The sequence below is a fragment of the Serratia proteamaculans genome (assembly GCF_013337185.1).
Lineage (GTDB): Bacteria > Pseudomonadota > Gammaproteobacteria > Enterobacterales > Enterobacteriaceae > Serratia > Serratia proteamaculans_D.
On the sequence record NZ_SWDE01000008.1, the window covers coordinates 39382 to 53235 of the forward strand.

The 13854-nt window shown below is 55.1% G+C and carries 13 protein-coding genes; 7 read left to right on the forward strand and 6 right to left on the reverse strand.

The genetic code is table 11. The annotated features are described in order from the left end of the window. Window positions 1–109: 109 nt before the first annotated feature. On the reverse strand, window positions 110–961 hold the full coding sequence (tsf, locus tag FCL49_RS22425; RefSeq protein ID WP_135317748.1) for a translation elongation factor Ts: 852 nt from the start codon (window positions 959–961) through the stop codon (window positions 110–112). 128 nt (window positions 962–1089) lie between these two features. Further along, window positions 1090–1815 (reverse strand): 30S ribosomal protein S2, encoded by a 726-nt coding sequence (rpsB, locus tag FCL49_RS22430; RefSeq protein WP_020828365.1) that lies wholly within the window; start codon window positions 1813–1815, stop codon window positions 1090–1092. Between the two features lie 356 nt (window positions 1816–2171). On the opposite strand from rpsB, the gene map reads away from it, so the two are divergent. The 4 genes from map to FCL49_RS22450 all read left to right on the forward strand — a co-directional run bounded on the left by map (window position 2172) and on the right by FCL49_RS22450 (window position 7106). Then, a complete protein-coding gene (map, locus tag FCL49_RS22435; protein ID WP_174355199.1) occupies window positions 2172–2966 on the forward strand; it encodes a type I methionyl aminopeptidase in 795 nt (264 codons plus the stop codon). A 74-nt stretch (window positions 2967–3040) separates the two neighbouring features. Continuing rightward, the gene (gene glnD / locus FCL49_RS22440) at window positions 3041–5719 is read left to right on the forward strand and encodes a bifunctional uridylyltransferase/uridylyl-removing protein GlnD (protein ID WP_174355200.1); all 2679 of its coding nucleotides are present in this window, start codon (window positions 3041–3043) and stop codon (window positions 5717–5719) included. 43 nt (window positions 5720–5762) lie between these two features. Continuing rightward, window positions 5763–6587 (forward strand): 2,3,4,5-tetrahydropyridine-2,6-dicarboxylate N-succinyltransferase, encoded by an 825-nt coding sequence (dapD, locus tag FCL49_RS22445; protein WP_012146497.1) that lies wholly within the window; start codon window positions 5763–5765, stop codon window positions 6585–6587. Between the two features lie 129 nt (window positions 6588–6716). Then, window positions 6717–7106, forward strand: a complete 390-nt coding sequence (locus FCL49_RS22450) for a DUF3461 family protein (protein WP_006318690.1) — start codon at window positions 6717–6719, stop codon at window positions 7104–7106. 98 nt (window positions 7107–7204) lie between these two features. Here the strand turns inward: FCL49_RS22450 and FCL49_RS22455 are convergent, their stop codons facing one another. The 3 genes from FCL49_RS22455 to FCL49_RS22465 are packed head-to-tail and all read right to left on the reverse strand — an operon-like array spanning window position 7205 to window position 8787. Further along, entirely contained in the window at window positions 7205–7654 is a 450-nt protein-coding gene (locus FCL49_RS22455) for a flavodoxin (protein WP_037418462.1), read from the reverse strand. 33 nt (window positions 7655–7687) lie between these two features. Continuing rightward, a complete protein-coding gene (truC, locus tag FCL49_RS22460) occupies window positions 7688–8458 on the reverse strand; it encodes a tRNA pseudouridine(65) synthase TruC (protein WP_174355201.1) in 771 nt (256 codons plus the stop codon). After that, the gene (locus FCL49_RS22465) at window positions 8458–8787 is read right to left on the reverse strand and encodes a YqcC family protein (RefSeq protein ID WP_167796679.1); all 330 of its coding nucleotides are present in this window, start codon (window positions 8785–8787) and stop codon (window positions 8458–8460) included. Before FCL49_RS22465 ends, truC begins: the two co-directional genes overlap by 1 nt. Before the next feature lie 183 nt (window positions 8788–8970). Between FCL49_RS22465 and FCL49_RS22470 the strand changes: the two genes are divergently transcribed. Continuing rightward, window positions 8971–10209, forward strand: coding sequence for an MFS transporter (locus tag FCL49_RS22470; protein ID WP_174355202.1), 1239 nt, complete (start codon window positions 8971–8973; stop codon window positions 10207–10209). 618 nt (window positions 10210–10827) lie between these two features. Here FCL49_RS22470 and syd read toward each other — a convergent pair. After that, window positions 10828–11379: a SecY-interacting protein gene (syd, locus tag FCL49_RS22475; protein ID WP_153859269.1), complete on the reverse strand. Its 552-nt coding sequence runs from the start codon at window positions 11377–11379 to the stop codon at window positions 10828–10830. Between the two features lie 63 nt (window positions 11380–11442). On the opposite strand from syd, the gene queF reads away from it, so the two are divergent. Both queF and ppnN read left to right on the forward strand, forming a co-directional pair. Continuing rightward, window positions 11443–12288 (forward strand): NADPH-dependent 7-cyano-7-deazaguanine reductase QueF, encoded by an 846-nt coding sequence (queF, locus tag FCL49_RS22480; RefSeq protein WP_174355203.1) that lies wholly within the window; start codon window positions 11443–11445, stop codon window positions 12286–12288. A gap of 199 nt (window positions 12289–12487) precedes the next feature. Then, complete coding sequence (gene ppnN, locus FCL49_RS22485; protein WP_174355204.1) at window positions 12488–13852, forward strand: nucleotide 5'-monophosphate nucleosidase PpnN; 1365 nt, start codon at window positions 12488–12490, stop codon at window positions 13850–13852. Window positions 13853–13854: the final 2 nt, after the last annotated feature.

Here is a 13854-nt window from a genome sequence, read left to right on the forward strand (position 1 = left end):
TCAGCCGATGAAACGCGCCTATGCTGTGTATCATGCCACAGGGCTTGCCACCGGTGTAATTCTGGCTGGATAAAATGGAACCGCCAGACGGCGGCCCCATTAACAGTCATTAAGACTGCTTGCTCATTGCTGCAACTTCAGCAGCAAAGTCATTCTCAACTTTAGCGATGCCTTCGCCCACTTCGAAGCGGATGAAGTTAACCACGTCAGCGTTGTGCTCTTTCAGAGCCTGGCCAACGGTTTTGCTTGGTTCGATAACGAAAGGCTGACCGGTCAGGGAAACTTCGCCGGTGAATTTCTTCATGCGGCCTTCAACCATTTTCTCAGCGATTTCTTTCGGCTTGCCAGACTGCATGGCGATGTCCAGCTGAACCTGGTACTCTTTTTCTACCACGTCAGCAGACACGTCTTCAGGCTTAACGAATTCAGGCTTGCTTGCCGCAACGTGCATGGCAATTTGCTTAACCAGCTCTTCGTCAGCACCGGTAGCGGCGATCAGAACGCCGATACGCGCACCGTGCAGGTAGCTACCCAGCACTTCGCCTTCCAGGGAAGCAACGCGACGGATGTTGATGTTCTCACCGATTTTTGCAACCAGCGCTACACGTTCTTCTTCGAACTGTGCTTTCAACACTTCAACGTCAGTGATTTTGCCGGCAAAAGCAGCATCCAGCACTTTGTCAGCGAATGCCTGGAAACCAGCATCTTTAGCTACGAAGTCAGTCTGGCAGTTAACTTCCAGGATCAGGCCGTAGTTGCCTTCAATCTTGGTTTTGATCACGCCGTCAGCAGCTACGTTGCCTGCTTTTTTCGCCGCTTTGATCGCACCAGATTTACGCATGTTTTCAATTGCCAGCTCGATGTCGCCGTTAGACTCAACCAGAGCTTTTTTACAATCCATCATGCCAGCGCCAGTACGCTCGCGCAGTTCTTTTACCAGAGCAGCGGTAATATCAGCCATTTCTTTTTCCTCGGTTATCTCTCGTGGAGACAGTTCTCATTCAGATAAGCAAAGGGGGCCTATAAAGGCCCCCCTAACCAACATATTCAATACCTGGTTAATAAGGGCTCAGTGACGAGCTTGCCTTATTATTCAGCTTCTACGAAGCTTTCTTCCGCTTGAACGGCCAGATCTTGAGAACGACCTTCACGGACGGCGGCAGCAACGGCAGTCAGGTACAATTTGATTGCACGGATTGCATCGTCGTTACCAGGGATGATGAAGTCAACGCCGTCTGGATCGGAGTTGGTATCAACGATAGAGAATACCGGGATACCCAGGTTGTTGGCTTCTTTGATCGCGATGTGTTCGTGATCAGCATCGATTACGAACAGAGCGTCAGGCAGACCACCCATGTCCTTGATACCACCCAGGGAGTTTTCCAGCTTGGCCAGTTCGCGAGTACGCATCAGCGCCTCTTTCTTGGTCAGCTTGTCAAAGGTGCCATCTTGAGACTGGATTTCCAGATCTTTCAAACGCTTGATTGACTGACGAACGGTTTTCCAGTTAGTCAGCATGCCGCCCAACCAGCGATGGTTCACGAAGAACTGGTCGCAGGTGTTAGCATATTCTTTTACCGCTTCGCTTGCTGCGCGCTTGGTACCAACGAACAGGATCTTACCTTTACGGGAAGAGATCTTGGTCAGTTCAGCCAGTGCTGCGTTGGCCATTGGTACGGTTTTTTCCAGGTTGATGATGTGAACCTTGTTACGTGCGCCGAAGATGAAAGGCTTCATTTTCGGGTTCCAGTAACGGGTCTGGTGACCAAAGTGTACACCGGCCTGGAGCATGTCGCGCATGGAAACAGTTGCCATGATTAAACCTCTATAGAGTTAGTTGGGGTTATGCCTCCACGTATCCCATAACGCCGACCCTGGCGGTGATAAATCACCTCAGGGCACCCCGGCGGATGTGCCGATACGTGTGTGTTATTTACACAAAGTGAGTGCAGTTAAAGTATTTTCGGCCTATTCCGCCATTATCACAAGGAAGATGTGCGGATCTGCCGGCGCGCTTTATACCATAAACCCACCCCAGACACCAACTTTTGTTGCCGTGAAAAGGCCGGCGAGAAATCAAATTTGGCAGCCTCTGGCCGGGCTGATACCATAAGAGACTGCTTCTTATTTCTTTCTGTTGTCGGCGAGCACGACACCTGCGGACGAATTTCATGGCAATCTCAATTAAAACACCTGATGACATCCAAAAAATGCGCGTGGCCGGCCGACTGGCTGCCGAAGTGCTGGAAATCATTGAGCCGCACGTCAAACCTGGCGTGACCACCGGCGAACTCGATCGTATCTGTCACGATCACATTACCAACCAGCAGCAGGCGATCTCTGCCTGTCTGGGCTACCACGGCTTCCCGAAATCCGTGTGTATCTCGGTGAATGAAGTGGTCTGCCACGGCATCCCGAGCGATGACAAAGTCCTGAAAGACGGCGACATCGTTAATATTGATGTAACCGTCATCAAAGACGGTTTCCACGGTGACACTTCCAAAATGTTCATCGCCGGTAAACCGACCATTCTGGGCGAGCGCCTGTGCCGCATCACTCAGGAAAGCCTGTATCTGTCGCTGAAAATGGTGAAGCCGGGTATCCGCCTGCGCACGCTGGGCAAAGAGATCCAGAAATTCGTCGAGGCCGAGAATTTCTCGGTGGTGCGCGAATACTGCGGCCACGGCATTGGCGAAGTGTTCCACGAGGAACCGCAGGTGTTGCACTATGACGCTGACGACGGCGGTGTGGTGTTGCAGGCAGGTATGGCCTTCACCATCGAGCCCATGGTCAATGCCGGTGATTACCGCATTCGCACCATGAAAGACGGCTGGACGGTAAAAACCAAGGATCGCAGCTTGTCGGCGCAGTATGAGCATACTATTGTGGTCACGGATAACGGCTGCGAGATAATGACGTTGCGCAAGGATGAGACCATCCCCAACATCATTACGCACGAGATGTAAGCGCCGCGGCATTTTGCCGCGATGCATGATGTCACAGGCCGGCTTTTGCCGGCCTTTTTTATGGGCTGCGTATTATGTCTGAAAACTTTCGCCAACAAGACACCTCGGTCATTTCGCCTCAGGCCGTACCGCTGCAGCCTGAATATCCCAACGCCTATGGCGATGAGGAAATTAACTGCATTGCGCTGAAACAACGCCTGGAGCAGTTCCAATTATGGCTGGCGGCCGCGTTCAACGCCGGTTCCAGCGCCGAAAGCCTGGTGGCGGCCCGCAGCGACTTTATCGACCGCCTGCTGCGCCGCCTGTGGGTCTTCCACGGATTCGAGGATATTCCGGAAACCGCGCTGGTTGCCGTTGGCGGCTATGGCCGTGGCGAGCTACACCCGCTCTCGGACATCGACGTACTGGTGCTCAGCCAGCGCCGCCTGAATGAACAGCAATCCCAACGCGTGGGGGAATTTATCACCCTGCTGTGGGACCTGAAGCTGGAAGTCGGCCACAGTGTGCGAACGCTGGAAGAATGCCTGCTGGAAGGGCTGGCGGACCTGACCGTCGCCACCAACCTGATTGAATCGCGGATGATCTGCGGCGATGTCGCGCTGTTTCTGCAAATGCAAAAGCATATCTTCAGCGATGGTTTCTGGCCCTCCCCGCAATTTTTCCACGCCAAGGTGGTTGAGCAGCAGGAACGCCATCAGCGATACCACGGCACCAGCTACAACCTTGAACCGGATATCAAGAGCAGCCCCGGCGGCCTGCGCGATATTCACACCTTGCTGTGGGTGGCGCGTCGTCACTTTGGCGCCACCTCGCTGGACGAAATGGTCGGCTTCGGTTTTCTTACCCAGGCCGAACGCAACGAGCTGAACGAATGCCAGAGCTTCCTGTGGCGTATCCGCTTTGCACTGCACCTGGTGCTGCCGCGCTACGACAACCGTTTGCTGTTTGATCGCCAGCTCAACGTGGCACAGTTGCTACGTTATGAGGGGGAAGGCAACGAACCGGTTGAACGCATGATGAAGGATTTTTATCGCATGACGCGCCGCGTCGGCGAGCTGAATCATATGCTGCTGCAGCTGTTCGACGAGGCCATTCTGGCGTTGGACGCAACGGAAAAACCGCGCCCGCTGAACGACGATTTCCAACTGCGCGGCGATCTTATCGACCTGCGTGATGAAACGCTGTTTATCCGCCAGCCGGAATCCATCATGCGGATGTTCTACCTGATGGTACGCAACCGCGAGATCAAAGGCATTTATTCCACCACCGTGCGCCAGCTGCGTCATGCGCGCCGCCATTTGAAACAGCCGCTGTGCACCATTCCTGAGGCGCGCGAACTGTTTATGGCCATACTGCGCCATCCGGGTGCGGTCTCCCGTGCGTTGGTGCCGATGCATCGCCACAGCGTGCTATGGGCCTATATGCCGCAGTGGGGCAAAATCGTCGGGCAAATGCAGTTCGATCTGTTCCATGCCTACACCGTCGACGAACACACCATTCGCGTCCTGCAAAAGCTGGAAAGCTTTGCCGATGCCGAAACCCGGCCGCGTCATCCGTTGTGTGTCGAACTGTACCCGCGCCTGCCAAACCCGGAACTGCTGCTGCTGGCCGCACTGTTCCACGATATCGCCAAGGGGCGCGGCGGCGACCATTCAATCCTCGGCGCGCAGGACGTGCTGGAGTTTGCCGAAGTCCATGGACTCAATTCCCGCGAGGCCCAACTGGTCGCCTGGCTGGTGCGCTGTCATCTGCTGATGTCGGTGACCGCCCAACGCCGCGACATTCAGGATCCGACCGTTATTCAGCAGTTCAGCGCCGAAGTGCAGAGCGAAACCCGCCTGCGTTATCTGGTCTGCCTGACGGTGGCGGATATCTGCGCCACCAACGAAACCCTGTGGAACAGTTGGAAACAGAGCCTGTTGCGCGAGTTGTATTTTGCCACCGAAAAACAGCTGCGCCGCGGCATGCAAAACAGCCCGGACCTGCGCGAGCGCGTGCGCCATCATCGCCTGCAGGCTTTGGCGTTGCTGCGCATGGACAATATCGACGAGGAGGCGCTGCACCGTATCTGGAGCCGCTGCCGCGCCGATTACTTCCTGCGTCATTCACCCAACCAGTTGGCCTGGCATGCCCGCCATTTGCTGGCCCATGATTCCACCAAGCCGCTGGTGCTGGTCAGCCGACAGGCAACACGTGGCGGCACGGAAATTTTCATCTGGAGTCCGGATCGCCCTTACCTGTTTGCCGCCGTGGCCGGTGAGATGGATCGCCGTAACCTGAGCGTACATGACGCGCAGATCTTCACTAACCGCGACGGCATGGCAATGGATACCTTTATCGTGCTGGAGCCGGACGGCAGCCCGCTGGCACAGGACCGCCACACGGCGATCCGCCACGCACTGTTACAGGCCATTACCCAGCGGGAATATCAGCCACCGCGCGTGCGCCGGCCGTCTTCCAAGCTACGCCATTTTAGCGTGCCGACCGAAGTCAGCTTCCTGCCGACCCATACCGACCGCCGCAGCTATCTGGAACTGACCGCGCTCGACCAGCCAGGTCTGTTGGCTCGGGTGGGCGAAGTGTTCGCCGATCTCGGCCTGTCGCTGCACGGCGCTCGCATCTCCACTATCGGCGAGCGGGTTGAGGATTTATTTATTCTGGCCGACAGCGATCGACGCGCCCTTAACACGGAAACGCGCAGAAAGTTGGAACAACGGTTGACAGAGGCCCTCAATCCAAACGATAAAATGTGATACAAGTAACTTTTTCGTAGACAACATCAGGACAGAGAACAGCATGCAGCAATTACAAAACGTTATTGAAAACGCCTTCGAACGCCGTGCGGAAATCACCCCGGCGAACGCAGACACCGTAACGCGCGAAGCGGTAAACCAGGTGATCGCCCTGCTGGACAGCGGCGCCCTGCGCGTTGCCGAGAAGATTGACGGTCAGTGGGTAACGCATCAGTGGCTGAAAAAGGCCGTGCTGCTTTCTTTCCGCATCAATGACAACAAAGTGATGGACGGTGCCGAAACCCGTTATTACGACAAAGTGCCAATGAAATTCGCCGATTACGACGAAGCACGCTTCCAGAAAGAAGGTTTCCGCGTGGTGCCACCAGCCACCGTTCGCCAGGGTGCATTCATCGCTCGCAATACCGTACTGATGCCGTCCTACGTGAACATCGGTGCCTACGTTGACGAAGGCAGCATGGTGGATACCTGGGCAACCGTCGGCTCTTGCGCGCAGATCGGCAAAAACGTTCACCTGTCCGGCGGCGTCGGCATCGGTGGCGTACTGGAGCCACTGCAGGCCAACCCGACCATCATTGAAGACAACTGCTTTATCGGTGCGCGTTCAGAAGTGGTTGAAGGCGTGATCGTGGAAGAAGGCTCAGTGATTTCCATGGGCGTCTACCTGGGTCAGAGCACCCGCATTTACGACCGTGAAACCGGCGAAGTGCACTACGGCCGCGTACCGGCCGGTTCGGTAGTGGTTTCCGGTAACCTGCCGTCCAAAGATGGCTCTTACAGCCTGTATTGCGCGGTGATCGTCAAGAAAGTCGATGCCAAGACGCGTGGTAAAGTCGGCATTAATGAGTTATTACGTACCATCGACTAAAATAGACATGGCGGGTTAATCACCCGCCATTTTTTTATCTTCATTACGTGAGCTGTCACAGTCTCTGGCGCGGTTATTCGCCATAATCCCAGACCGTGGAATATAGTCTATTTATAAGGTGGCGCTATTATGTATGACAACCTGAAAAGCTTAGGAATCAATCAACCGGAAGATGTCGATCGCTATAGCCTGCGTCAGGAGGCCAATAACGACATTCTTAAGATTTATTTCCGCAAGGATAAAGGCGAATTCTTTGCCAAGAGCGTGAAATTCAAATATCCGCGCCAGCGCAAAACGGTGGTGGCGGACAATGCCGGCCAGGGTTATAAAGAAATCCACGAAATTAACCCGAACCTTCGCTACGTCATTGATGAACTGGATCAGCTATGCCAGCGCGATCAGGTGGAAGTCGATCTGAAGCGCAAAATTCTTGATGACCTGCGTCATCTGGAAGGCGTGGTCTCCCACAAGATTGCCGAGATCGAATCCGATCTGGAAAAACTGACTCGCGGTAAGTAAGAGTTCAGCGAACTGATACTACAGATTGCAGGGGCGCAGCATACTGCGCCCGTATTAATCGGGGCGAATATATTCGCCCCTACAGACGACGGGTAATTCTATTTCAGCAACGTGCCCCACTTCTCAACCCACGGGCAAGAAACCACTTCCGGTTCAGGCTGTTCCATCGCATCGATTTCCAGCACCTCACCCACGCGGGTGGCCCCTTGCTCCTGCAGCAGCGCATCAAACGCACGTCCGGCACCGCAGAAATTGTCGTAGCTGCTGTCACCCAGCGCGATCAGCCCATAGCGCAGCTCCGGCTGGTAGCCAACCTGGTCTCGGATAGCGTGAAACAGCGGTGCAATGCTGTCCGGCAAATCCCCCTGGCCGGTCGTTGAAGTAATCACCAGCGCGTAGTGCTGACGGTAAAACTGCCAGGCCTCAAGCGTGCCTTCTTCAAACAGTTTGACCTCATGGCCCTGCTCGCTGAGGATAGTTTCAGCCTCTTCCGCCACCAATAACGAGTTGCCGTAGACCGTTCCCACGAAGATTCCAACCTGAGCCATTGCCCCTACTCCCTTAAATATCTTTGAAAATGATCAGTTATCCTGACCGCTAGCCGAAGGAAACTCAACCCTGGCAAGCTCAGGGAGACTCTCTGTCCAGCCAAACTGTGACATGACTCCCTGCCAGGGTTCATCCCAGCGCGCGGAAATATGCAGCGGTTCACCGGTCACCGGATGATTCAGTTGCAGATGACTGGCGTGCAGCATCAGGCGTGGACAGCCAAAATGCTGGGCCATACCCCGGTTCTGGTTCAGGTCACCGTGTTTGCTGTCGCCAATAATCGGATGGCGGATATGCACCATATGGCGGCGCAACTGGTGCTTACGGCCATTTTCCGGCTTCAGCTCAACCAGGCTGTAGCGCGCGGTTTCATAACGACCAATCGCCACCGGCATTTCTACCTGCGCCAGCGGCCGATAATGAGTGACCGCCGGCTGCGGGCCTTTGTCTTTCGAGGCAAACTTGTCGGCGATCTTGTCCAGCTCTTCCGTCAGCGGGTAATCAATGGTCGCGCCTTCCAGCACGTAACCACGCACCACCGCGTGATAGGTTTTCTGCATCTGATGCTGTTCAAACTGCTGCGACAGCAACCGTGCCACCTCACTGGACAGCGCCATCAACAGCACCCCAGAGGTAGGCCGATCGAGGCGATGCACGGTAAACACGTGCTGGCCAATCTGATCGCGTACGGTTTGCATCACAAACCGGGTTTCATGGCGATCCAGCCAACTGCGGTGTACCAACCAGCCGGAAGGCTTGTTCACTGCCACCAAATGCTCATCCTGATAGAGAATCTCAAGCATTATTGCAGCTCTTTATTCAGCATGTTATCCAGGCGCTGCAACAACACCAATAGCGGCATGCAGTTGGGATCGTTATCTTTCAACGCCTCTTCGAAATAAGGCGTGATGGCAAAACGTGTCGGCAGCGGCGCTCCCGCATCCAGCAACGCGTACATGCGTGGCAGAAAGACCCATTGCAACCAGGCTTCGGCCGACATGCTGTCAATGCAAAATGGCTCGGGGCTGGCGAAGGCTTCAGGCTCGGGCGGCGTAGCTTGCCACAGCGCCAGCTCTCGCATTGATTGTTCAATCGCCTGCAAACTAAGGCGAACCTGATTTTGTATACTCATCTGCATTCCCGATCTGTTTAAACCATGATATTCAGCGGCGCGGCTGAAAGGCGGCAAAGCATAGCATTTTACTTTTTATAGCCCAAATCCAGCTGAGTTGATGGCCAAGATAGATTTGAACTGGTGGCCGGCACGCTCACACGGCACAATATGTTCACCAAATAAACCACACAGATTAGACAGATGCCTGCAATCACTCCGACAAAAAATCACGCCACGCCCGGCAAAGCCATGGTGGCTTCGGTCACCGGCTACGCCATGGACGGCTTTGACCTGCTGATCCTCGGCTTTATGCTGCCGGCCATCAGTATTGAAATGGGGCTAAGCTCCTCCGCCGCCGGTTCACTGGTCACCTGGACGCTGATCGGCGCGGTACTGGGCGGCGTGATCTTCGGCCACCTCAGCGATCGCTTTGGCCGTATCCGGGTGCTGACCATTACAATTTTGATGTTCTCACTGTTTACCGGTCTGTGCGCGCTGGCGCAAGGCTACTGGGATTTGCTCGCCTACCGCACGCTGGCGGGCATCGGACTCGGCGGTGAGTTCGGTATCGGCATGGCGCTGATCGCCGAAGCCTGGCCGGCAGAGAAACGCAATCGCGCTTCGGCCTATGTGGGTATGGGCTGGCAGCTAGGCGTCTTGGCGGCGGCGTTCCTTACCCCACTGCTGCTGCCCCATATCGGCTGGCGTGGCATGTTCCTGGTTGGGCTGTTACCGGCGCTGGTGTCGTTCCTGATCCGCCGCACTCTGGGTGAGCCGGAAGAGTTCGTCCGTCAGCAAAATACCGGCCAGCAACTGTCATTCGCCCAGCGCATAAAGCTGCTATTCAAGGATCGTGCGACCAGCAAGGCCAGTATCGGCATTTTCATTCTGTGCTCGGTGCAGAACTTCGGATATTACGGGCTGATGATTTGGATGCCGACCTACCTGGCAAAAAACTTCGGATTCTCACTGACCAAATCCGGCCTGTGGACAGGCGTCACGGTGATCGGGATGACCTTTGGCATCTGGCTATTTGGCGTGTTGGCCGACCGCTTCAGCCGCTGGAAGATTTTTATCTGCTATCAGATTGGCGCGGTGGTGATGGTGGTGGTCTACGCACAGCTTAGTGACCCCACGCTGATGTTGTTTGCCGGAGCGCTGATGGGGTTATTCGTTAATGGCATGATTGGGGGCTACGGCGCATTGATCTCCGATACCTACCCGGTTCAGGCGCGTGCCACGGCACAAAATATTCTGTTTAACCTGGGGCGAGGCGTCGGCGGACTGGGGCCATTGGTCATCGGCGCGTTGGTGACGCAGGTTTCGTTCACTGCGGCGATCAGCCTGCTGGCGGCAATTTATTTGCTGGATATCTACGCCACGCTGTTCCTGTTACCGAAAAGACAGGGCGATGGCGATACGCTGGGTGCGATTGGTTAATAACTGAGATGAATGCAAGCAGGGTTAAGTATTCTTGATACTTAAAGCATGAACCCCTATAAAAAGTTGAGGGCACTGCGCTAACAGTGCCCTCGGTTCGTTTTATAGCAGTCCCGCTACACAGTGTGCTCCCTGCTCAATCCTTGAAAACTTTTCCTGCGGCCATCCTGACCAAAACCATCCTGGCTCTATCCTGTAGCATCATCCTGACGCGGTTCCTCAGTCTTCATGACCCGCCAACCATCCTGTGCCGGCTCTCAATCTCCATCCTGGAGGTGTCCCTGGTTTCAATCCTGAAACATCCTGGCATCTCCTGACGCCGTCCTCCGCTCTTCACTGAGCGCATCCACTTCTTCATCCTGAAGCTGCATCATCCTGATGCTTCCTGCTCCACCGTATCCCTTTCGGTGAACATAAGATCGCTTAATTATCCCGGGTTCACAAGAGCTTACTGGCTGGCTGACAGGAAATTAATGCTAAGAGTTATCCTAAAGAAAATCTAACCAATTGATCTGGATAACAATAAACCGTACCTAAGCTGCCGCGAGGGAAAAATTAAAAGCGATCTCTCACAGCCCGTGTGAGAGATCTCGCACACGGACTTCGGGGCAAAAAGGCTCAAACCCCCAACGTCGGGCGCAATGCATCGAGGAAATTGCCCAACGAAGCCGCCAGCAAAGTGCGTTTATCACTGCCAAACTGCTCCAAAACCACATTGCCGCTGACGTTACACAACGAGACCATGGTCATTTCTGATTCGGTGGTTGCCAGGAACAGCGTTGGCGACAGTTTCAGGCGCTTTTGCGTCACCAGATGACCGATCAGGTTTTCCTGCAGACGAATAAAGTCGTCCTCGCTCCACACCTGCAACAGAGTCACATGGTGCTCACCAAACTGGGCGCTCATGTCACCGGCATACTGCTGGGTATAAAACAGGTTGATATCCGGCTGCAAGCGCAGCTCGAGCGCGGTCTCTACCTTTTCCAGCGTCGCCGCCGGGGTAAACGGCTGGGGCAACCACAGCACTTCGTCATCACGATTTTCTACCAGGCAAGGCGACGGCACACCGTACAGATCCTGGCTGGCTGGGGCATGACCGCGCTGTTGCTGCCAAAGGTCAACATAGCGCTGGGTAAATTCACGCAGGGCGTGCGGTACATCATGGTCCATATTTTTTCTCGCATACGGTAAACTGGCAACCATTGTACCTATCTATTACCAAGGTGACAGCAGATGTCCTCCTACCAAGACCATCACGCCCTGTCGGCACTGACACTGGGCAAAGCCACCGCGTACCGCGACCATTACGACGCCACGCTGTTGCAGGCGGTACCGCGCAGTATGAACCGTGAGCCGCTGGGATTGTATCCGGATAACCTGCCGTTCCACGGGGCCGATATCTGGACGCTGTACGAACTCTCCTGGCTGAACGACAACGGCTTGCCGCAGGTGGCCGTCGGAGAGATCAGCCTGACTGCTGACAGCATCAACCTGATTGAGTCCAAGAGCTTCAAACTTTACCTCAACAGCTTTAACCAAACGCCTTTCAGCGACTGGGAGACGGTGCGCAATACCTTGCAGCGCGATCTGTCTGCCTGCGCTCAGGGCGAGGTCAGCGTCTCATTGTTCCGCGTAGCTCAACTGGAAGGCAGCCCGATCGCCCGGTTAGATGGCGAATGCATCGATAACCAGGACATCCGTATCGATAACTACGAGTTCAATGCCGATTATCTGCAAAATGCCACCGGTCCCCTGCAGGTAGAAGAGCAGTTGGTCAGCCATCTGTTGAAGTCCAATTGCCTGATCACCAACCAGCCGGACTGGGGTTCGGTGCAAATAGATTATCGTGGTGCGCAGATCGATCGCGAGGCGCTGCTGCGTTATCTGGTGTCCTTCCGTCATCACAATGAATTCCACGAACAATGTGTCGAGCGCATCTTTAACGACCTGATGCGTTACTGCCAGCCGCAAAGCCTGACGGTGTATGCACGCTACACCCGTCGCGGCGGGTTGGACATCAATCCATGGCGCAGCAACACTGACTTTGTCCCGTCACATGGCCGTCTGGCACGCCAATAGTGCGAAACAGTGCTCAACAACTGAGCTAACGAGCGGTTTGTATTGGTAAAAAACAGGGGACGGCGGTAAGGTTAAATCAGGAGCGCTGGGCATTCCGGCAGGCAAACGATGATGTTGCTGCCGTGCGCTAACTATAACGAGATGCTGTTCTGCTGCGTATGGATTACTACTGCCCCTTTCCGGGTGCAAAGGAGTTACCTTGATTACACACATCAGCCCGCTTGGCTCTATGGATTTGCTGTCGCAGCTGGAAGTAGACATGCTGAAGCGTACCGCCAGCAGCGATCTATACCGTTTGTTCCGCAACTGTTCGCTGGCCGTCCTGAACTCCGGCAGCCAGACCGACAACAGCAAACAGCTGCTGTCACGCTACGAAACCTTTGATATTAACGTCCTGCGCCGTGAGCGTGGGGTCAAACTTGAACTGGTGAATCCGCCGGAAGACGCCTTCGTTGACGGGCGAATCATCCGTTCGCTGCAGGCCAACCTGTTTGCCGTGCTGCGCGATATCCTGTTCGTTCACGGGCAGATCGACAGCGCCGGCCGTTTCCAGCATCTGAATCTGGAAAACTCGACCCACATTACCAACCTGGTGTTTTCTATCCTGCGCAACGCCCGTGCGTTGCACCTTGATGAAGATCCTAATCTGGTGGTGTGCTGGGGTGGTCACTCGATCAACGAAAACGAATACCTGTACGCACGTACGGTCGGTAGCCAACTGGGCCTGCGCGAGCTGAATATCTGTACCGGCTGCGGGCCGGGCGCCATGGAGGCGCCGATGAAAGGCGCGGCCGTAGGCCATGCCCAACAGCGCTACCACAACAGCCGCTTTATCGGCATGACCGAGCCGTCAATCATCGCCGCTGAGCCACCAAACCCATTGGTCAATGAGCTGGTGATCATGCCGGACATTGAAAAGCGTCTGGAAGCCTTCGTCCGTATCGCCCATGGCATCATCATCTTCCCGGGCGGTGTCGGCACGGCAGAAGAGCTGCTTTATCTGCTGGGTATCCTGATGAACCCGGAGAACAGCGAACAGGTGTTGCCGCTGATCCTCACCGGGCCAAAAGAGAGCGCCAACTACTTCCAGGTGTTGGATGAGTTCATCATGAACACGCTGGGAGACGAAGCGCGCCGTCACTACACCATCATCATCGACGATCCGGCCGAAGTGGCGCGTCAGATGAAAAAAGCCATGCCGCTGGTGAAAGAGAACCGCCGTAATACCGGCGATGCCTACAGCTTTAACTGGTCGATCCGCATTGCGCCGGATCTGCAACTGCCGTTTGAGCCAAGCCATGAAAATATGGCCAATCTCAACCTGTATCCCGACCAGCCGGCCGAACAGTTGGCTGCCGCGCTGCGCCGCGCGTTTTCCGGCATCGTCGCCGGTAACGTGAAGGAAAATGGCATTCATGCCATCGAACAGTTCGGTCCGTACAAGCTGCACGGCGAACCACAGATGATGAAGCAAATGGACAGTCTGCTGCAGGGCTTTGTCGCCCAGCACCGGATGAAATTGCCAGGCACCGCTTATGTGCCCTGTTACGAAATAGTCGCGTAATG